We start from the raw sequence: 21,893 nt of genomic DNA on the forward strand, positions 1-21,893 counted from the left end.
TTGTTTTCAGCTAAATAAAGGGGGTTTTTCGAATGGGTAAAAAGAATAAATCAAAACGTTTTATCCAACAAGGAGCCGATGCTGTTATGAAGCATGATGCAAGATTCCCGTACAGAGGTACATTAGCTGAGGCAGAAAAAGCGAGAAGTAACTCTTCTTTTGGAGGGGTCTAAATGGGGAACTTACTATTTCAACAAGCTAGAGATGCTGTTGCAAATGCCGTATCTTGTTCAAGCGGCGCCGAGCAACAAGATCTCGTATATAGAGCAAAAAACGCTTTGCACTCTGCTTACGCAAACTCTTCAACAGCTGAAAAAATTCAGCTACATGAAATGCAAGAGCAGTTGCAAAACATTACGAATGCACATTAAAAAAGAGGACCAGCTTTGGTCCTCTTTAATCTTTTCGAAACAATCCGAATACCCCAACCGTTTGCAGTACGTTTGTAAATGCACCTGGGTCCACTTGTTTAATAACCCTCTCTAATTCGTACAGTTCGTAACGGGTAATAACAATCATTAACATTTCCTTATTTTCATTCGTATAAGCACCAGTTGCTGGTATAGTTGTAATCCCCCTCACTAAGCGTGAGTGAATCGCCTTTCGTACATCCGCCCCATTCTTCGTAACAATTAACGCCGTAATCTTCACATGACGCGTATGAATTGCATCGATGATTCGCGTTGACACATACAAAGTCACTAAAGTATATAATGCTTTTTCCCATCCATACACATAGCCGGCAGCGATAATGATCAGTGCATTAAAGAAGAAAAAATACGTACCGACAGGCTTGTCTTTAATCTTTGATAAAATCATGGCGATTATATCTAAACCACCTGTAGAAGCCCCCCACTTCAACGCAATCCCTACCCCGATTGCTGAAATAAGCCCACCAAAAATCGCATTTAATATGATGTCGTTTGAAACTGCTCTAACTGGGATAATTTCTAAAAACATAGTCATAAAGATAACGCAAAGAAAACTAAAGAAAGTAAAGGCCTTTCCAACCTTTTTCCAGGCTAAAATAACGACTGGAATGTTAAACAAGCTAAATAATACCCCGGTTGATATGTGAATAGATAAAAAATCACCTAATATTTGTGATAGCAATTGAGACAATCCAGCAAAGCCACTTGCATACACTTTCGCTGGCGTTAAAAATAAATTCATTCCAATCGCATTTAACAAACCTGCGACGATTACAACGATTAACTTCTTTATAAGTTCGGTATAATTCAACTTCAAATCCATTTCCAATCCACCTTCATTATTCATGAATACACTGCTATACATAGTCTTTACGAAAAAGGAAATGATAAACGTACAACGTTTAGAAATGGAGTTGATACATATGCCACATACGAGTGATAACGACAAAAAAGCACGCGATAATAATGCAAAACGCGCGCAAAAAAATGAGCAAGAACAAAAGAATATAGAGCAAGGTAAGCGTGCCTATTCTAAAAAGACCGATCACCTTTGATTCCATCGTACACCAACAATATTGTTGGTGTACTTTTTTTACAGTTTACAGGGAAAAAACATTAAAAATTCACTTCATGTTCACTTCTATATTCTACAATAGCGATAACATATTCGGATGAGGTGTTAGCATGAGAGGGAAACACATTTTCATTATTACTGCACTACTAAGTATATTAATGCTATCTGCTTGCGGACAAAAAAACGACTCAGATACAGTCGCTACAGCAACAGACTCAACCATTACGAAGAGCGACTTCGAAAAACAGTTGAAAGATCGTTACGGAAAAGACATGCTGTACGAAATGATGGCGCAAGACGTTATCACGAAAAAATATAAAGTATCTGACGATGATGTAGATAAAGAATTACAAAAAGCGAAAAATCAATACGGAGACCAATTTAAAAACGTATTGAAAAACAATGGTTTAAAAGATGAAGCTGATTTCAAAAATCAAATTAAGTTCAAACTTGCTATGAATGAAGCGATTAAGAAAAGTATTACAGAAAAAGACGTGAAAGACCACTATAAACCAGAAATTAAAGCAAGCCATATTTTAGTAAGTGACGAAAATGAAGCGAAAGAAATAAAGAAAAAATTAGATGCTGGTGCTTCATTTGAAGAACTAGCAAAACAAGAATCGCAAGACCTACTGTCAAAAGAGAAAGGCGGAGACCTTGGATACTTCAATTCAGGTAGAATGGCACCTGAATTTGAAACTGCTGCCTATAAACTAAAGGTCGGACAAATTAGCAATCCAGTTGCATCACCAAACGGTTATCATATTATTAAATTAACTGATAAAAAAGCTTTAAAGCCTTATGTTGAAGTGAAAGACTCTATTCGCAAAAACTTAGAAGAAGAACGTATCTCTGACCCTATATTCGGCAAAAAACTATTGCAAAATGAATTAAAAAAAGCAAATATTAAAATAAATGATAGTGAATTGAAAGATACGTTCACTCTTGTACATGAGCAAGGGAATTAAAAAAGCACCACCTTATAGGTAAAATATAAGGTGGTGCTTTTTATTTCCTTTATTTCTTAAAGTACGTCCAACCTTCTTCTTGGTAAACCTTTTCTTCTTTCATCAACTTACCAAGTGCACGCTTAAATGCAGCTTTACTCATATTGAAACGTTCTTTAATGTCTTCTGGATAGCTCTTATCCCAAAACGGCATTGCTCCGCCTCGTTCTTCCATATATGCATAAATCACTGCAGCATCATCTTCCATTCCTTCTTCTTTACGAGGAAGAAGGGAGATGTTAATTGTACCGTCATCTTTTACATCAATAATTCGTCCCGTTACACGTTGACCGATGCGAACTTGTTCTTTTCTTTCTGTATGATGTAAAAATGCACGGAAATGCTCATCTGTTAATACGAACGAACCAACTTGAAGTGAACGATACACACGTCCGTTTACGTTTTTATTACGCATAGATGGTGTCGCATCTACAACGATTTCTTGCATATCACTATCCCTTGCTGGAAGAGCAATTAAACGATCACGATTCGTTAATTTTAACGTACAATATAATTCGTCTCCAACTTCTGGCCATACTGGCATATAAATTGGGAATTCATCAGCTGGAATTAGTATATCTTTTGATACACCAATATCAACAAACACACCTAAACTCGGAATAACTTCTACAACCTTTACCCAATTCCAATCATACGTTGTAATAATTGGCTCCTTCATTGTTGCTGAAATACGATTTTGGTGATCAAGGTATAAGAATACGTCAATCGTATCGCCTTCTTCAATTTCTCCAGCTACTTCATTTTTATGTAGGAAAATTTCTTCTTCTTCATTCCCAACCATATATCCGATTTCCGTTTCGCGTAAAACAGTTACCTGTTCAATCGATCCTATTTGTAAATACATATTTTTTTAATTCCCTTCTATATATATAAAATGAACTTTTTTAACTTTTTATATTTTTATCATTCCAAACAAAAGTTAATTATAACACGATTTTCTCTTTATTTGTCCAACTGCCCAAAATTCACTATAATAAAATGAGGCTACATCATTATAAGTATGAAAACACTTAAGTCTAAGCTCGTTTTCAGCTATACTTTAGTATGTACAGTACATAAAAAGATTAGAAATTTATTTGGAGGTGCTAACTATGGCAAAAGATAGTTCTTTTGACATCGTTTCGAAAGTAGAATTACCTGAAGTAACAAACGCAATTAATATCGCATTAAAGGAAATCCAAAACCGATATGACTTTAAAGGAAGTAAAAGTGATATTAAACTTGAAAAAGAAGTACTTGTTTTAACTTCTGACGACGAGTTCAAATTAGAGCAAGTAAAAGACGTTCTTATTTCTAAACTTGTAAAGCGTAACGTTCCAATTAAGAACTTAGATTACAGCAAAGTTGAAGCGGCAGCTGGTAACACTGTTCGCCAACGTGCAACACTCCAACAAGGTATCGATAAAGATAACGCGAAAAAAATTAACAACATCATTAAAGAAATGAAATTAAAAGTAAAAACACAAGTACAAGATGATCAAGTACGTGTTACAGCGAAAAGCCGTGATGACTTACAAGCAGTTATCGCAGCAGTTCGCAGCGCTGATTTACCGATTGACGTACAATTTATTAACTACCGCTAAAAAGAAAAACATCCTCTATGTAGAGGATGTTTTTCTTTTTAGCGTGTAAAAGTCTAAGCTTACGGGCAATCGGATAAATTTTATGCATAAATGAAGAAGACCCTTTTAAAAATCGGAACAAAAAACCTCCCTCCCCAATCAAATGTAACAAATTATGAGTATAAGAATATTTTCCACCCTTTCCCGTAATGTAAAATTAGTAAGGAATTTATTTTATGAAAAATGTTAATTAAAAAGAGTTAGAAGTGGTTATTTGAAGAAATTAATACTATGTTTTTTATTAACTACATTCTGTCTATATATTGCAGGGTGTTCTAATAATATAACTACACCTGGGGATACATCTAAAACTTCAACACCTGCGAATTGTAAATATATCAACAAAGCTTGGTATAAGAAACCTACGAACTGTAATAATTGATGATATAAGTCATAAAAAAGACACCATAAGGTGCTTTTTTTATAGAGAATAATAAGATGTTCATCAGAAATTATGAGTGATTTTTTTATTTTGTTGTTCAAAATATTTTTCTTTAACTATTTTTATCAGATCTTCTTTTTCTGTTAGTTCAAAGATAAATAATGCTTTTTTCATATTATCAGCTACATCTTCTTCATTACATTGTTTCAGCTTTAGCATGTTCCAAGCTTTTCCATAGTATAATTCGCCTAATAAATATAAAGTATTTAGATTAATAGCTAATTTAATACCCATATCATTGTATTTTATTGCCTCTTCATGTTGATTTGCATGACCTAACATTTTCCCTAAATTAAAAATGATTTTTAATTTAACCTCTTTATCTCTAGGGAAATCTAACTTATTAAAATTAGTTAAACATCTTCTTAATATAGTAATACTCTTTTCATATTCTTTATTTGCCCAATGAAATATAGCCATCGACTGCATAATATCTATTTCTCTTTCTGATAAAAAATCACCATTCGTTACAGTTAGTTTTAGTGCATTATTTAAAAGATTTAAAGCAGTTTTTATTGATTTATCCACATAAAATATAGCAATCGCTTCATGCCATATTAGAAATTGTTTATCTTCTTTTAACTTGAAATTATTTTCGGTTTTCTCTTGTTTCACTATTTCATAAAGTTCATTATATTGTTTTTGTTTTGTACAATCTCTCATTACACATTTTACATTTTCTACATATTTTAGTTTTTTGTTTTGAGTTAGTGCGAAAATATGATTTGGATCAATACCAAGTCTTTCAGATAATTGATATAACAATATGCTAGATGGATAAATCATACCTTTTTCTATTTTGCTAATTTGACTTTGCGAACATATTCCATGACACAATTCAGATTGTGATATATTCTTTTTCATTCTAAGATCTTTAATGGTAATACCCAAATCGTAAAATTCCATTTTTCCTCCTCAAATATAGCCCTCAATGAGTAACAAAATACTTTTCACCCTTTAATGTAATGTAAAATTAGTATATTTTCAATTATTGTTGCTTCTATCGATTTTTTTACTCCTTTGCTCAGTTGCATTTCGAGGTGAGAGTCTTACTTCAAAGAAAAACAGGCTAGGGAGAAAGTTTTCTCCTTAGCCTGTCCCACCGAACAAATTCCCCATCGTCACTGTTATCCCCAAAATACAGAATTACGAATACGATAAGAAGACTCAAACATCTCACCTCATCACGCACTTTTAATTGAACACAAAAGAGAATATCCCCTTATTTCCGTCTCTTTTTAACCACAATTAAAAAAGCAATAAACAATACGTTCACACCGATGATTAAAGAAATAAATAGCCAATTCACACCTGTTTCCCCGTTAACTTTATACACATTTGATTCCTCACGCTTTAAAACGAGATAAAATTTTCCGTTTTCTTCTCTTATAATTTCATCTTCTAACAACCCCCTTAGCTCTTGTTTTTCACCAATCGCACTTGCAGGTAAAGCAACTTTTTGTGTTTCTTTCGTATTATTAATCGCTACTACTGTCACTTCATCTTTATACTTTCTCTTTAGTACACTCATTCCATCTTTATCATATAGAAGCTCAAACGTACCGCGGCGTAAAGATGGTCTCGCTTGTCTAAGCTCACCGAGTTTCGTTATGTGTTGCATAAACTTTTCATCTGATTTGAAGTCCATTAATCGTCTATTATCTGGCGTACCTCCTCCATCCAATGCAATTTCAGTTCCGTAATAAAAATTCGGAATACCTGGTGTTGTTAATAAATATGTAAGAGCTAGTTTCAAACGAGATGGTGGATAATTCATATTCTCTTTTGCAATACGAGCAAATCTTTTTGTATCTTGATTATCTAAAAATGTAGCGGCTACTCCGTCTTTTTTACTCACATCATATAAAGGTTTCACCGATACGTCCGCTTTGGAAAACGCATCTACTATTTTTTCGTTGTATTCACTATCTTCTTTTGTCATAACTCGAAAATCTTTCTTTATCACTTGCATATCTTTTTGCACATCATCCCAAAAAGCAGGCGACTTTTTTTCACTATATATTACATAACTTGCATCTAAATCAACTTCTTTAATCCACCATTTCATCGAGTCGATTACTTGTTGTTCGTTTTCTCCAAGTGGAAATTGAAATACAACTTTCATTCCTTTTGCATGAGCTTCTTGCACAAGTTCTTTCACATCATTTTCTGTTCCGAAATGTTCATTTACCTTCTGAAAATTGCGCACGTCTAACCCATCGTATTTTACACTTTCAAAAAGCGGCGAAAGCATAACAGTAGTAAATCCCATTTCTTTTATGTAATCCAGCCTTTTTATAATACCTCTTATATCTCCGCCCTGATATCCTTCTAAATTGCCAACTTCTAACTGTTTGTCATTTTTCGGTTCCCCATTATTAAAACGATCAATCATAATGGAATATATAACTTCGTCTTGCCACTCTCTTTTTTCGTCTGCAAATGTATGTATTGGTACAAGCAAAACGACAGCTAAACAAAAACAAATGAATAGTTTCCTAGTATGTATTTTCCCCACACGCATCCCCCATGTATTTTAATTGTAAGAATATTATACCAATTATCCAAACGAATCGCATACGTTGATTTCATTCTTATTAAATTACTCCATGTTAGTTTTTCTAACATTACGTATAAAGCTTTCTGAATTTTTAGTTGATTTTTCTCTTTATTTCGAATATGATATGAAACATAACAAATCGATGTTATTTTTTCTAACATTACAGGAGGAGAGAGAATGAATACAGGAGATACGGTTTTTATGTTTGTAGCGACAGTAATGGTCATGTTAATGACACCAGGATTAGCACTTTTTTATGGAGGTATGGTTCGCAGTAAAAACGTACTCAGTACGACAATGCATAGTTATAGCGCAATGGCTATCGTTTCGATTCAATGGATTGTAATTGGTTATTCTTTATCATTCGGACCAGATTGGCACGGACTTATCGGCACATTCGATTGGTTCGGTTTAAACGGAGTTACCTACGCACCAAATCCAGACTACTCATCTACTATTCCTCACAATTTATTTATGATGTTTCAACTCATGTTTGCTATTCTAACCCCCGCTCTAATTTCAGGAGCATTTGCCGAAAGAATGCGATTTTCAGCTTTCCTTATTTTCATCCTTCTATGGACAACAATCGTTTACAATCCTGTCGCTCATTGGGTATGGGGCGTTGGCGGATGGCTAAGAGAACTTGGTGCATTAGACTTCGCTGGCGGTAATGTCGTTCATATTACATCTGGCGTGGCCGGCCTCGTATTAGCTATTTTCCTTGGAAAACGAAAAAACATAAACGGTTCGTCTCCTCATCATTTACCATTTACGATGTTAGGCGCTGGGCTGCTATGGTTCGGCTGGTTCGGTTTTAACGTCGGAAGCGCATTATCTTTAAATGATGTAGCTTTAACTGCATTTATTAATACAAATATAGCTGCCGCTGCCTCCGCATTAACTTGGATGCTTTCAGAGTGGTTCTTCCAATCAAAACCGACCGCGATGGGAGCTGCTTGTGGCGCCGTTTCCGGTCTAGTCGCTATCACACCAGCTTGCGGGTTCGTTACACCTTTCTCAGCTCTTCTTATCGGAGCAGTTGGGGGCGTATTATGCTTCGGAGCGGTCTTTTTCTTAAAAACAAAATTTGGATACGACGATACACTCGATGCATTTGGATGTCACGGCATCGGCGGAACTTGGGGCGGCATTGCGACAGGACTATTTGCAACTACCACCGTAAACAGCGATGGCGCTAACGGATTATTTTACGGAAACGCCGCGTTACTATTCAAACAACTTGTAGCAATCGGCGCAACATATGCGTTCACAATTATAATGACGTACGCGATTATTAAAGCAATTAACTTCTTCCTCCCTGTCCGGGTAGATGAGCACGAGGAACATATGGGACTTGATATTTCAATGCATGGGGAGAAAGCTTATGAGTATGTAGAAAAATCGGCTAATTAAAACGAAAAAGGTGTACTCCGTTCTAACACAGGGTACACCTTTTTCGTATATTCATAACGATACAATTATCCCAAACTATTGGTATATAAATATCTTCATCTATCTATTCATATAAACATCTTATCTTTTCATTAGTGCATTTAAAACGAGTTGTACCGCAACCGCATCATCTAAATAGCCGATTGGAAATATATAATCTGGGATTACATCGACCGATAATATAAAGTAAATGAGCGCACTTCCCATTAAAGCAAGTTCTGCAGTCGTTCCTTTCTTCTTCGAAAATCTCTCGTACAATTCTTTCAAATCATTAATAAATGGGCCAATACTGCTTACCTTTTGAATCTTTTCAAGAAACCCCTTTTCAATTGTTTCTTTCCCTTCTTCTGTTTGCGAATATTGTTCATAATTCGCTAACTGCTGCTCTACATTCGATATACTAAACTTTTGATCATATAGCTGAGCAGATTCAAGTAAGTGTTCAATATTATTAATAGAAACGTGAATATCAGATTGCTCCTCCTGTTTCGTGTCAATAGAATAACCTGCCGCTACAAACAAATCACCTACCGGAACATCAAGGCTCTCTGCAAACTTTTGCAAATGCTTTGGATTCGCCTTTCGCTTACCATTTACAATCATTGAAATTGTAGCGGTATCAATATTAGTGAGCGCACTAAGTTTTCGCATCGATAAAGACTTTTCCTTAAGCAATTTTTTCAACAACAATCCAAGATTACTTTTTTCATGATCTTGAGACATATCTCATTCCCCTTTATTCACGAGAATAACCATAGTTATTATATGAAAAATAACTACATCACTATACATTTTATATTAACAAATTTTTCTGACCATTTACAAGATAGAAGTCCCTTTATCTGTTTATATTTTGCAAACAAAAAAGCTATCTTATATTCAAGATAGCTTTTTAAAATTATTTTAACCATTTCCGTAATAATACAAATACACTACCGCAAATTATGTAAGAACTCACGAATATGACGATGGCCATAAAAAATGAATGATGTAGAGAAAAGGTTAGTATCATCAATAAGAAAGACACAAAGAGCAAATCTAATAAAATAAAGTATCCTGAAGTTAAAACACTTTCAACTAATTGCAACTCCGACTCTAACTCCGAATATTTTAGCCTTTTATACAGTAATCTCAATTTCACTCACCTTCTATGAATTAATCAAAAAATGCAGCAAACGCAATAACTAATAATAATGTTCCACTAATCAATGTACCAAACTGACCTAAGGTGAACTTACCGATACGAACGTGAGCAATCTTTCTCCCTAACGCAACTCCGCCCCATACTGTAATAAAACTACCAACCGCGGCTGCAATACAAATCGCAATTGGATTCAAACCAAATAACCCTGCGCCTAAACCATTCGTTAGTGCATTCGCAGACAAACCAATCCCAAGAAAAATAGATTCTACAAAACCGATTTCACCAGATTTACCGATATTTTTCGTTAAACCATTTATTTCTGTACTTGCCACTTCTCCCTCAGTCTCTTGCACCGGAACTTTACGAGGAATTGCTAGTAAAATAATTCGGAGACCAATTATCACTAATAAGAACGAACCGATTACAATAGGCATAATCCCAGGTAAAATTTTTGACAGCCATAAGCCAAAATATATTCCTACTACACTAAATAAAAAACAAATTATCGAAATAATAAAGTTTGATAGATGACTAATTTTTATATTTCGAATGCCGTAAGAAATTCCTACTCCTAAGTTATCGATACTTGATGAAAATGTTAATGCCAATACCATTATCCATGCTGCCATTTCGTTCACCCCTTCATATTGTTGAACATTCCGGAAACTAACGTGACATACATAGTACGGAATATGGATAAGGGAGACAAAACTCCCTATATCCCTTCCAATTAACGGCCCTGTTTACAAACGTGGTAGCGTGAACCACTTCATTATATTCATGCGATTCACCTTTCCTTTTTCACGAACAGATTGAAAAATTTCTCCTGTAAAAGACCCCATTTTAGTAGCAATCTCTTTTTGCATCTCTTTATTTTCTGATGCTACCTTTACACTCAAGTCTAACGCCTGTTCAAAATGCTCTAACGCTTTTTCTAAATGGTAATCTACATTTTGTTCAACAACTTTATGCGTCATTTCTTACTTCCTCCTTTTCCTCAACCTTTGCAGCCGCTTCTATTACCTCTTGCTCTTCAGCATGATCATCTTCAACATAAGAAAGTTCTTTCTCAAATTGTTTTTGCATTCTATCCATTTTCGCTTCTACAATAATATCTTCTACTTCTTCTTTAATTGTTTCAAAAGTAGATTTCACAACTTTTGTACCTGATTCAGCAAGTGGACGAAGTGTATTTCTTACAACAGGTAATAAAGCGGCACTCGCTAACGCTAAAGTAGACCCAATAACAATTTTTCGTATCATCTTCATTACTCCTTTACACTGTTTTTAATAATGCTAGTTCATTAACTGCCAACTTTTTTGAATCATTATTCTTATATGAAACTAAATTAATAATAGGTTTTGAAATTTGAGATACTGTGCCCGCTACAAAAAGAACAGGTACCCATTGCATAAATGTCAATGGAACGGTATGGAATATACGAGCAAACGGCGGAACATATATAGCTGATAATAATACAAGCCAAGACGTTCCTAATGCTGTTACAAAGAAACGATCTTTTGACCAATCACGCATCGTTTCGTCTGACCCTTCTTGTCTCCAAGAAAATGTTTGAATAAGTTGACCTGCAACTAATGCAGCAAATGCTGATGTTTGCGCTACCGCAAGAGGCACGCCAGCTGCTAAGCTCATACCGAATAAAGCAAGTGAACCCGCTCCAAGCAGTATGCCTCGCGTTACAACCTTTTTGTATAGCTCTTTATCAACAATATCTTGACGTTTCGTTTGCTTCGTTTTGTTTCCAGGATTTACAGCTAAAATCATCGCTGGTAAAGCATCTGTAATAAGATTCATTAATAAAATTTGAATTGGCACTAACGGAATGGGCATTCCCGCAATAACTGCTGCACTTGTCACTAATACTTCAGCTAAATTTCCCGTTAATAAACACCCAACCGCTTTTCGAATATTACCAATGATCGTTCTACCTTCTTTTACCCCTTCCACAATGGAACCGAAATGATCTTTTTTCAATATAAGATCGGCAGCCTCTTTCGTTACTTCTGTTCCCGTTTGCCCCATTGCAATACCGATGTTCGCTTTCTTTATAGCAGGCGTATCATTCACACCATCTCCAGTCATCGCAACAATTTGACCGTCAGCTTGATATGCAGTTACTATGCGTAATTTATGGGCTGGTGTTACTCGCGCAAACACAGACGTGTTTTTCACGATATTTTCCAACTCTTCATCTGTTAAATTATCAATTTCTATCCCTGTTAAAACACGATCATCACGATTCCAAATGCCAGTCTGCTTCGCAATAGAGATCGCGGTAGTCGGATGATCCCCAGTAATCATGACTGGTTTTACACCAAGTTCAATCGCTTCACGAATACTCTCTTCCACTTCAGGTTTCGGCGGATCAATCATACCAACTAATCCAACAAAAATAAGGTCATCATTTTCACCATTACTATACGCAAACCCTAATACTCGCAGCGCCTGTTCTGCAAAACCTTCATTTTGTTGTAAAATCACTTCTTTTTCCTCATCACATAACGGATAGATTTCGCCATTATGTTGATACCATTTACATCTAGTAAGAATCGCCTCTACAGATCCTTTCGAAAACTTATAGATTGATTCATTTTCCTTACAAACGACACTCATAATTTTCGTCTCAGAGTCAAACGGTTCTTCATGATGTCGTTCAAATGATTTCATATCTTCATGTGAAACCCCCACTTTAGAGGCCAAACTTAACAAAGCTCCTTCAGTCGGGTCACCTTTCACAATCCACTGATCCTCCTCTTGTTCTAATTTACTATTATTACAAAGAACACTAATTTGCAGAACGCGAACTAAATCTGGATGTTCTAATGGTGTATTTTCACTTTCATGATAAGTCACTTCTTCTACTTCCATCTCTACAGCAGCAGCGACTTTAGATGACGTTACATCCGAAATCTTACCAACTGGTTCATATCCGTCACCAGATACACTCCATACACGATTTGGCGTAGCGATCACTTTAACCGTCATTTCGTTCTTCGTAAGAGTACCTGTTTTATCAGAGCAAATAACCGTTGTTCTACCCAACGTTTCTAAACTGGAGAGCTTCCGAACGAGCGCATTTTGCTTCTGCATACGGAATATCCCTGCGCTTAAAGCGATTGTAATCATAATCGGCAAACCTTCTGGAACAGCTGATGCTGTAAGGGCAACCGATGTTGTAATCATTTGCGTAATTGGTAAACCACGTAGTAATCCCGCTACAAGTACAATACCACCAGCTACAAAAGCCCCTTTAATAAATGTTTTACTAATAGACGTCACCTTTTGCTGGAGTGGTGTAGGCTCTGTTTCTTCTCCTTTCATCAAGGAAATCATATAGCCCATTTCTGTACTCATCCCTGTTTCTACTACTATAGCTCTCGCTTTACCGCGCGTTACAGACGTACCCATAAAGAGCATATTATTCCGCTCCGCTAACGAACATTCTTCTCCTATAGCATCCACTTTCTTCTCAACAGGTAGAGACTCCCCCGTTAACATCGCTTCATTCACTTCCAAATTCCAAGAATGTATAGTACGAAGATCAGCAGGTACACGGTCTCCAGCCTGCAGGCAAACAATATCACCGGGAACAAGCTCACTACTTGCTATTTCTACTTCTTCCCCTTCTCGAAGTACTATACAATTCGGCGCACGGAATTGATTTAAAGCTTCCACTACTTTTTCGGCCTTCCGCTCTTGAAGAGTTCCAATTACCGCATTGACAACGAGGATTATGCCCATTGCTAATCCGTCAAACACACCGCCTGATAACACAGACAATCCAGCTGCTCCAAATAAAATAAGCGATGTAAACTCTTTAAATTGGCCCATAAATGAAACAATCCAAGGAACAGACTGCTTCGGTTCAATTGTATTCACCCCATACTTTTCTTGTCGCACTTGCACTTCTTGCTCACTTAATCCTCGCTGTTTCTCCACTTGTAAATCATTTATTACATCATCTTGCGAGAGTGTATACCATTTAGTAGAAGGCTCTCTCACTGACGAGTCGTTCTTATTTACTATCTCTTTATTAGAAAAAATCTTCTCACTCACCCGCTTCGCTCTAGATAAAAATGTTAAAGATAGAGCATTCGCCATTAAAGCGATGACAGGTGCAGTAAATATAGACCAAACAGCCAACATCTCTCCAGCAATATTCCACATTTTTGCTACTCGAAAATGTTCTTTCACTAGCATATCTATTCGTTTTGCATGCGCTATTGATTGGAAAATATTTTTCATTTCATAGCGAGATACTGACGGAAATTCATTCTTTTCCTCACATACAAATAACACTTCTTCCCCATTCAAACGGATACGCTCTACACGTTCTACAACATCGCTATGTTGCCAGCTTGTATCCATACCGTATTGCGTAATAACATCCTCATTTATATTTAAACTATTTCCCATAACAGCTATTGCCCATTTATTTTCGTTTAACTTATGAAAGATATTTGCAAACTCAGGAACAATTGTTATTTTTGATCCAACTAACAATCCGAGGCATTTTTGACCCTTTGCCACAAACTGAACGTTAAATCCTTCTTTGCTCAATCTCTTCGCTTCTAACTCATATAGGCTTATATCTACACCATTTCGTTCTGCAAATTCTTTACTACCGACAAAAGATGGCATACCTTGTATTTCACCTTTTATCCCTTCACCATCAGCTTCAACTTCAAAAGCTTTCCTTAACGTTCTTCTTGTTTGCTTCGCTCGTTGCACAACCTCATCTTTCCAATCATGCTCACTCTTCTCTAGTAACGAAGCTGCCGTGCACAAAACTTGCCCTTCATCTTCTGAAACGCAGCTAATCCCCGCTTCTTCATTACGGAATATACGAGACACATCGTCAAATACGACCGTTCTCGTTCGAGACAATTGAGATAATGACCCTTCATTTGGAATAACGTATCCTCTTTCTCGCGCAACGAGATCCCCTTGTCGCCACGCATACTCAGCAGACGAAACAGCAGGTTTTGGATTCGCAGCTAATAAAACCGCCATTCCGCGTAACGGATTTCTCGTAAATGCCCATGTTGCTCCGCCAAAAAGCATGCCCCATTTCGATTGTCTTTCACTGTATGCTTTAATCTCCGGGGATAAAATCCTTTCTTTGTACGAATCTGTTTCTTCATTTATATTCGCCTGACTACGCTTCCAATTTAAATAGTTTAATAGACTAAGTCCCGCTAATACGACAATATTTTCTCGCGCAAGTGCTAACGCTAGCGTTCCTATGCCAAGCACTAAATCAGAATTCACTTTTTTGCTAGCAACTATTTTTTTGAATCCTCGTTTAAGAAACGGATATCCTGTTACAACGGATAAAGCACCCGATACATAAAAAAGCCCTGGACTTCTAGCTAAAGCTGACCTCCCCATAAATAATTGCTTTATACCAAATGCACCTAATCCAGCGACAGAAAGCGTTAACGGTAACGGGACACCTTCACCTTTTTTCTCGTAAGAAATTACACTAGATGAAGAATCTTCTACTTTCTTCGTTTCTTCCATATTATTAAGGTTATTATTCTTTGTAATTTGTTCTTCTAGGAGTTTAATTATTTCACAAATTGTATGTAGAGAGGTCTTGTTGATATCGTAAGTAATAAGGGCTCTTCCTGTAGAAATAGAGGGACTTACTTGATAAATACCTTCCACGTCACGAAAACGTTCTACTATCAAGTTCGCCATATTTGTATTGTATTTCAGTTTATATATTTCAATTCGAATTCTTCCAGGTAACGATCGTATAAATCTCGTTTTCAATGATTTACTCTGCATCATCATCCTCCTTATTCTTGTAAATGAAATAACATCACTTACTATTTAAGGAGTAACAGGTAGGCTTTCATAATCTACACTCTCATTCGAATGATATGCATTTACACGAGATGCCCATTTTTCCTGGAATTTAGAAATTGTAATCGGCACTGCTTCTACTGCTCCGATAATTGGTGATACTGTTTTTACCGCCGCTTTTCGTGCCGCTTCTTTAACTTTCGGCAGAGCTTCTTCCATTTCTGAACCAGCACTTTTCATTTGTTCTTTTGCACCGAGAAAAGCAGATACTGTTTTTACCGCTAATTTTCTTAACCCCGTTCTCGCTTTCGGTGACGCCAATATAACTGCTGCTACCCCAACAGCTATACCGATTGGTGATTTCATAAATCGAAACATGTACATTTCTCCTCACTTCATTATTTTTGAGTCTGTAAAATGAATCAATCCTATCCAAGCTAAGTAAACGTGTAATCCATTTTGTCACATCCTTTTTTTGTAAAAAGTATATATCGAGTATATATTTTCATTTGCATTATTTCAACAATTTATTAGTTTTTTGCAAATTTTATGTTAATTCAGAAAAAGGTTTTGTGAACTTTTCTATTCTTATGCAAGTATACAGGTAATATATTCCACATTATTCTTGCTCAATTATTGAGATTATATTGAGAATTCGTTTTGTTTTTTTACAAATCACAAACTAAGACATGCACTTTTACGAAACAAATTTTATATACTATAAAAAATGCCTCAGGGAGTGATTTTCATGAGCTTATCCTATTGGAAATACGCAATTCTTAATCATATCACTACAAATTTTCGCACCTTCTTATTTAATATCATTGTCGCTATTTTAGGTGAAATCGCACTTTTCCTCGTCCTAAGTTTTGTCCCAAAAAGATTTCATAAATTTTTCGCATAAAAAGGCCTGAGTTCCTATCTATTGTAGAACTCAGGCTGCTTAGCTTTATTGAATGTAGGGGAACCGTTACATAATGTTTATATTCGCATCTTGAAATACCCCATCTAGTATTTGGTAGAATATATCGGCGATTCTTCGGATATATCGACGATTTTTCAAATATATCAGCGATTATTTCAATATATCGACGTTTCGACACAGGATATCGATTTACCAGCAAATTTCGACATGACTTAAACGTAAAATACCCCCGTGTCACTCACGAATCACCATACTTACTTTTATTCAAACTTAATATAATAAGAAATGCAATCGCTATTACAGCTAAAAAACGAACTGGATTAAACGGTGTTCCTACCGTTTCATTAAAGCGATGATAAATAAAAGGGATCATCTCAAGTACCATTAGCCCCATTGCAATTTGAAACGTCTCAGCCATCGCTTTATTTTTTATAAATACAGCACGCTCATCACCTTGTTTCCCAATCGCTATAAACATTTTTATAATAGCAAACACTACAAATAAAAAGACACTTAACGCAATAATAAAGTGAAACTTTAATCAGTGGGGGGTTCTTCATGCCCCACTGATTATTAGTTGAACCAATCGGACTTTTATGGGCAGTTGATCCCCCACCTAACTTCTTTGCTTTCGCTGAATTTTGAGGTGGGGGTCTTACTGCCCATTAAAGTCGGATAAAAATCAAACCATCCATCAAAATACACCTCTTATATGTAAAACTTATTTGACAAGAGTATAACACCTTTTACCCATCATGTAAAATATCTTTTACACAAAAAAGACGACCGTTTAACAGTCGTCTTTTCCAATTTATTTCGGAGCATTTCCTACATATTGCGTAATATCAACATTTAATGATTGCGCTAAACGCATACCGTACTCTTGATCTGCACGGAAGAAGTTACAAACAGCTAGTAATTTCGTGCGTTCATTTACGTCTTTTAAGTCATTTGTTAAGTTTGCAATTAAGTTGTCTTGCTCTTCTTTAGAGAATGAACGGTAACGCTCACCAGCTTGTTTGAAGTCATTTGGTTTGTCAATTTTCTCACGAGATACATAGCCTTCTACTTTCATAGTTGAATCACGGTAAGCTGGGTCTTCAACTGGATTTTCAGCATGACGGCTCGGCTCGTAGTTGATTGTAGATGGGTTTTGATTGATTTGCATCGCACCATCACGTTGTTGGTTATGAACAGCTGCATATGGGCAGTTTACAGGAATTTGTAAGTAGTTTGCACCAAGGCGATAACGCTGTGTATCCGGATAAGAGAATAAACGACCTTGTAATAATTTATCTTCAGATGGTTCAATACCATTTACTGTTGCACTTGGAGAGAACGCCACTTGTTCTACTTCAGCAAAGAAGTTTTTCGGGTTACGATTTAACGTCATTGTCCCTACTTCCATTAATGGAAAACGATCTTCTGGCCAAACTTTCGTTGGATCTAACGGATCGAAATCTAAAGAATCCGTTTCTTCTAGTTGCATCACTTGTACGTGTAAATCCCACTTCGGATAATTTCCTTTTTCGATTGCATCGAATAAGTCACGAGTTGCATGGTTGAAGTCTTTTCCTTGTACTTCTTGCACTTCTTTTGCACTTAAGTTACGTACACCTTGCTGTGGTTTCCAGTGATATTTAATGTAGACAATTTTACCTTCTGCATTAATCCATTTAAATGAATGTACACCGAACCCTTCCATTTCGCGATAGCTTGCTGGTGTACCGTAATCAGAAAATACCCATGTCATCATATGTGTAGATTCTGGACTTAACGTCATGAAATCCCAGTAACGATCTGGTGTTTGAATATTTGTATCAGGTGCTGGTTTTAAAGAATGCACCATATCAGGGAATTTAATTGCATCACGAATGAAGAAGACTGGTAAATGATTACCTACGATATCATAGTTTCCTTCTTCTGTATAAAATTTAACAGCGAACCCACGTGGATCACGAGCTGTTTCTGGAGAACCTTGACCATGAATAACCGTTGAAAAACGAACAAATACAGGCGTTTCAGTTCCTTCATTTTGTAAAAATGCTGCTTTCGTATATTGCTTCATGCTATTTTTCGTAACGAATACACCATGAGCACCTGCACCACGTGCGTGCACAACACGCTCTGGAATACGTTCACGATCAAAGTGAGCCAATTTTTCTACTAAATGATAGTCTTCTAATAATACCGGTCCACGTCGACCAGCTGTACGAGAATTTTGGTTGTCTCCAACCGGAGCACCTTGGTTTGTTGTTAAACGATTATTTGGATTCATCTAGGGGGATCCTCCTCTTTCTTTCGTAGTAATTATTATTTATTTAAAATTATTATAATCTAATTATTATTCAAAACTAAATCTTTGTCAACTACTTCTTTCATTTTTTTGGAAACAATTTCAGTTAAGCAATCGATAAATATAGATTGTGAATTTGGCATATTCGGCCTAAAATACGCAGCATTGATTTCATCCGTTACAACTCTACACTCGTAATCGTTGTCATATAAAACTTCTAAATGCTCTGCGACAAAGCCAACTGGACAATATATGAAAGATTCATATCTATGCTCCTCAAATAAATCTCTCGTTAAATCTTGCACATCCGGTCCAATCCATGGATCAGGTGTATTTCCGGCACTTTGCCAACCTATTGTATAATTTTGAATGTTTGCAGCTGCTGCGATTAAATCCGCCGTATGCTGCAATTGCTTCACATAAGGATCACCCGCCGCAATAATTTTCTCTGGTAAACTATGCGCAGAAAAAATTACAACTGCTTTCTCTTTATCTTCAATCTTTGTAAATGTTTCTTTTATTTGATCTGCCCAATACGAAATAAATTTCGGTTCATCATACCATTGTTCAATCGGTTCAATAACAGGACCACCAATTTCTTCGGAAAGACGAATAGCACGGTCATTATACGCTTTAATGCTAAAGGTAGAATAATGCGGCGCTAATACAATACTAATCGCCTGCTCAATCCCATCACTCTTCATCTCTTCTACTGCATCTTCTATAAATGGAGCTATATGTTTTAATCCTAAGTAACAATTAAATTCATACTCTGTAAATATATTATTCATTGAATCTGTTAATTTATGCGCTTGCTCTTTCGTAATTTTTGCAAGTGGTGAAATTCCGCCAATCGCTTTATAGCGCCCAATTAAATCTTGGAGTGCTTCTTCAGAAGGTTTGCGCCCGTGGCGAATATGTGTGTAGTACGCTTCTACATCCTCTAATGATTCTGGCGTTCCATATGCCATTACGAGTAAACCTATTTTTTTCTTTGTCATCTATATAACACCTCAATTTTATAAATGAGAATCTTTTTCAAGAACATTTGTTTCCAATTATAACAACTAATAATAAGTACGTCAAAATAATTATTATAAATAAGTATTTTTTCTAATATAATTTTAAATTTTAGATGACAATTTTTTTAATAAAAAGCGACTTACATATAAAGTAAGTCGCTTTTCTTCTATTCTTTAATATTTACCCCGTATTCTTTAAACCAAACATGAATTTGCGCTAAATGAGCTAAAAGCTGAGGCCCAGTCATTAATTGACCGAACCAAGGTGTTTGAAATGCGCTGCCGCCTGACTCAATTAATCCGCTCAGCTGTTCTTTATCAAATAGTTCGTGTAAAATCGAGCCTTTATCCGTTAATAAATCTTGTAGCCACACCGTTACTGCTTTCGTATAGTGCGGATTATGCGTTTTCGGATACGGGCTCTTCTTTCTATATAAGATGTCATTTGGAAGTAATCCTTCTAGTGCTTTACGCAATAGACCTTTTTCGCGATTTTTATACATTTTCATTTCCCAAGGAATATTCCACGCATATTCGACAAGTCGGTGATCCGCAAATGGAACGCGTACTTCTAAGCTTGCGCCCATACTCATACGGTCTTTTCTGTCTAATAATGTTGTCATAAACCATACCATATTTAAATAAAATAATTGTCGTCTCTTTGCTTCAATTGGGCTTTCTCCCTCTAAAATAGGAACTTCTTGAATGGACTCTTCATAGCGCCTTTGTACATATTGTTGTAAATTTAATTTATTTCTCCATTCTTTCTTTAGCAATTGTTCACGTGCTTCTGTAGAACGCATCCACGGAAATGCACTCGATTGTAAATCATCTTCTCTATAAAACCACGGATAACCACCAAATATTTCATCTGCACATTCCCCAGATAAACCGACGACAAAATCTTGTTTAATTTCACGACAAAACCATAATAATGACGAATCAATATCTGCCATACCAGGCAAATCACGAACGAGTACAGCTTCTGTTAAATACTGCGCTAATTGTTCATTTGAAATGACGCATCGATGATGAATTGTTTGAAACGTCTCCGTCATCAAATGAATAAATGGTGCATCTGAATTTGGCTGGAATGCATTCGCTTTAAAATATTTGTCATTATCTTCGTAATCAATCGAATATGTGTGTAATTGCCCTTTTCTTGATCTTTCGTATTCTTTCGCAGCAATTGCTGTAATCGCGCTCGAATCTACACCACCTGATAGAAAAGTACACAGTGGTACATCAGAAACGAGCTGCCTTGTAATCGCATCTTGTAATAAAAAGCGTGTTTTCTCTACTGTTTCTTCAAAGGAGTCTTCGTGCTTTTTACTTTCTACATTCCAATATCTCCATATACATAAACCGTTCTTTGAAAATGTCATCGCATGACCTGGACGTAATTCTTTTATACCAGCATATATACCGTGACCAGGCGTTCTAGATGGTCCAAGGCCGAATATTTCGGATAATCCTTCTAACGTCACTTCCGCCTTCACATCTGGATGCGCCAATATCGCTTTTAACTCTGAACCAAATAGTAATCGCCCACTATCATATTTATAAAATAGTGGTTTTACACCTAATCGATCACGCGTGATAAACACTTGTTCTTTCTTTTCATCCCATACGGCAAACGCATATATACCGTTTAAATGATCGACACATTCTTCTTTCCATTCCATATACGATGCTAATAGTACTTCCGTATCAGAATGACCTTTGAACGTATATCCTCTTCTTAATAGTTCCTTTCGAATATCTTCCGTGTTATACAGTTCACCGTTATAACAAATTGCATAATTTGCTTCGTCCTTTAAACAAGTCATCGGCTGTTTACCACCTTCAGGATCAACAACGATTAACCGTTTATGTCCAAATGCAACATTTCCTTTAATCCAAACTTTATTATCATCTGGGCCACGCTTCGCTAACGTCTCAGCCATCTTCGTAACGACGTCCCGTTCTCCTTCTAATGAGCGTTTATAATCCACCCATCCTGTAATCCCGCACATATAAATCATCCTTCCATCTTATTTCTTTTCTTGAACGTGCAGTAATCC

At 36.2% G+C, this 21,893-nt stretch carries 21 protein-coding genes; 6 read left to right on the top strand and 15 right to left on the bottom strand.

The features are described from left to right. The first annotated feature begins 32 nt into the window (after positions 1–32). Both ACTFRS_RS18370 and ACTFRS_RS18375 read left to right on the top strand, forming a co-directional pair. Positions 33–173, top strand: a complete 141-nt coding sequence (locus ACTFRS_RS18370; RefSeq protein ID WP_000516816.1) for a hypothetical protein — start codon at positions 33–35, stop codon at positions 171–173. Then, positions 174–371, top strand: a complete 198-nt coding sequence (locus tag ACTFRS_RS18375) for a DUF3813 domain-containing protein (RefSeq protein WP_440023482.1) — start codon at positions 174–176, stop codon at positions 369–371. 25 nt (positions 372–396) lie between these two features. On the opposite strand, the gene ACTFRS_RS18380 is transcribed toward ACTFRS_RS18375, so the two are convergent. Next, complete coding sequence (locus ACTFRS_RS18380; RefSeq protein ID WP_000364453.1) at positions 397–1,254, bottom strand: YitT family protein; 858 nt, start codon at positions 1,252–1,254, stop codon at positions 397–399. A gap of 100 nt (positions 1,255–1,354) precedes the next feature. Here ACTFRS_RS18380 and ACTFRS_RS18385 point away from each other — a divergent pair, with 100 nt between their 5' ends. Beyond that, entirely contained in the window at positions 1,355–1,486 is a 132-nt protein-coding gene (locus tag ACTFRS_RS18385) for a DUF3941 domain-containing protein (protein WP_001120845.1), read from the top strand. A 130-nt stretch (positions 1,487–1,616) separates the two neighbouring features. Next, positions 1,617–2,474 (top strand): peptidylprolyl isomerase PrsA, encoded by an 858-nt coding sequence (gene prsA, locus ACTFRS_RS18390; protein ID WP_139868700.1) that lies wholly within the window; start codon positions 1,617–1,619, stop codon positions 2,472–2,474. Between the two features lie 49 nt (positions 2,475–2,523). Here the strand turns inward: prsA and ACTFRS_RS18395 are convergent, their stop codons facing one another. Continuing rightward, positions 2,524–3,378, bottom strand: coding sequence for a CvfB family protein (locus ACTFRS_RS18395; protein WP_000281266.1), 855 nt, complete (start codon positions 3,376–3,378; stop codon positions 2,524–2,526). A gap of 247 nt (positions 3,379–3,625) precedes the next feature. Between ACTFRS_RS18395 and ACTFRS_RS18400 the strand changes: the two genes are divergently transcribed. Beyond that, the gene (locus ACTFRS_RS18400) at positions 3,626–4,117 is read left to right on the top strand and encodes a YajQ family cyclic di-GMP-binding protein (RefSeq protein WP_001040152.1); all 492 of its coding nucleotides are present in this window, start codon (positions 3,626–3,628) and stop codon (positions 4,115–4,117) included. A gap of 484 nt (positions 4,118–4,601) precedes the next feature. Here ACTFRS_RS18400 and ACTFRS_RS18405 read toward each other — a convergent pair whose 3' ends face one another. Continuing rightward, a complete protein-coding gene (locus ACTFRS_RS18405) occupies positions 4,602–5,504 on the bottom strand; it encodes a helix-turn-helix domain-containing protein (RefSeq protein ID WP_440023479.1) in 903 nt (300 codons plus the stop codon). A 316-nt stretch (positions 5,505–5,820) separates the two neighbouring features. Next, the gene (locus tag ACTFRS_RS18410) at positions 5,821–7,122 is read right to left on the bottom strand and encodes an alpha-amylase family glycosyl hydrolase (protein WP_440023478.1); all 1,302 of its coding nucleotides are present in this window, start codon (positions 7,120–7,122) and stop codon (positions 5,821–5,823) included. 213 nt (positions 7,123–7,335) lie between these two features. On the opposite strand from ACTFRS_RS18410, the gene ACTFRS_RS18415 reads away from it, so the two are divergent. Continuing rightward, on the top strand, positions 7,336–8,571 hold the full coding sequence (locus ACTFRS_RS18415; protein ID WP_139868708.1) for an ammonium transporter: 1,236 nt from the start codon (positions 7,336–7,338) through the stop codon (positions 8,569–8,571). A 120-nt stretch (positions 8,572–8,691) separates the two neighbouring features. Here ACTFRS_RS18415 and ACTFRS_RS18420 read toward each other — a convergent pair whose 3' ends face one another. The 11 genes from ACTFRS_RS18420 to asnB all read right to left on the bottom strand — a co-directional run bounded on the left by ACTFRS_RS18420 (position 8,692) and on the right by asnB (position 21,845). After that, positions 8,692–9,333, bottom strand: coding sequence for a helix-turn-helix domain-containing protein (locus ACTFRS_RS18420; RefSeq protein WP_087951651.1), 642 nt, complete (start codon positions 9,331–9,333; stop codon positions 8,692–8,694). A gap of 175 nt (positions 9,334–9,508) precedes the next feature. Next, positions 9,509–9,745 carry a hypothetical protein gene (locus ACTFRS_RS18425; RefSeq protein ID WP_074585542.1) on the bottom strand — a complete coding sequence of 79 codons (237 nt, stop codon included), beginning with the start codon at positions 9,743–9,745 and terminating at the stop codon, positions 9,509–9,511. A gap of 20 nt (positions 9,746–9,765) precedes the next feature. Next, complete coding sequence (gene ytaF, locus ACTFRS_RS18430) at positions 9,766–10,446, bottom strand: sporulation membrane protein YtaF (protein WP_240795813.1); 681 nt, start codon at positions 10,444–10,446, stop codon at positions 9,766–9,768. Between the two features lie 51 nt (positions 10,447–10,497). After that, entirely contained in the window at positions 10,498–10,731 is a 234-nt protein-coding gene (locus ACTFRS_RS18435) for a hypothetical protein (RefSeq protein WP_139868712.1), read from the bottom strand. Further along, positions 10,721–11,017, bottom strand: coding sequence for a hypothetical protein (locus tag ACTFRS_RS18440; RefSeq protein ID WP_242294632.1), 297 nt, complete (start codon positions 11,015–11,017; stop codon positions 10,721–10,723). Before ACTFRS_RS18440 ends, ACTFRS_RS18435 begins: the two co-directional genes overlap by 11 nt. Positions 11,018–11,030: 13 nt before the next feature. Then, entirely contained in the window at positions 11,031–15,569 is a 4,539-nt protein-coding gene (locus ACTFRS_RS18445) for an HAD-IC family P-type ATPase (protein ID WP_440023474.1), read from the bottom strand. 45 nt (positions 15,570–15,614) lie between these two features. Next, entirely contained in the window at positions 15,615–15,965 is a 351-nt protein-coding gene (locus tag ACTFRS_RS18450; RefSeq protein ID WP_049113328.1) for a YtxH domain-containing protein, read from the bottom strand. A gap of 785 nt (positions 15,966–16,750) precedes the next feature. Further along, positions 16,751–16,990 (bottom strand): hypothetical protein, encoded by a 240-nt coding sequence (locus ACTFRS_RS18455; RefSeq protein ID WP_242294876.1) that lies wholly within the window; start codon positions 16,988–16,990, stop codon positions 16,751–16,753. Positions 16,991–17,323: 333 nt separating this feature from the next. Then, entirely contained in the window at positions 17,324–18,790 is a 1,467-nt protein-coding gene (gene katB / locus ACTFRS_RS18460) for a catalase KatB (RefSeq protein ID WP_001069174.1), read from the bottom strand. 59 nt (positions 18,791–18,849) lie between these two features. Beyond that, a complete protein-coding gene (gene hemH, locus ACTFRS_RS18465) occupies positions 18,850–19,809 on the bottom strand; it encodes a ferrochelatase (protein WP_139868718.1) in 960 nt (319 codons plus the stop codon). 188 nt (positions 19,810–19,997) lie between these two features. Beyond that, complete coding sequence (gene asnB, locus ACTFRS_RS18470; RefSeq protein ID WP_440023472.1) at positions 19,998–21,845, bottom strand: asparagine synthase (glutamine-hydrolyzing); 1,848 nt, start codon at positions 21,843–21,845, stop codon at positions 19,998–20,000. Positions 21,846–21,893: the final 48 nt, after the last annotated feature.

It is taken from the genome of Bacillus cereus group sp. MYBK139-1 (assembly GCF_051916915.1).
GTDB classification, from domain to species: Bacteria; Bacillota; Bacilli; order Bacillales; family Bacillaceae_G; genus Bacillus_A; species Bacillus_A pacificus.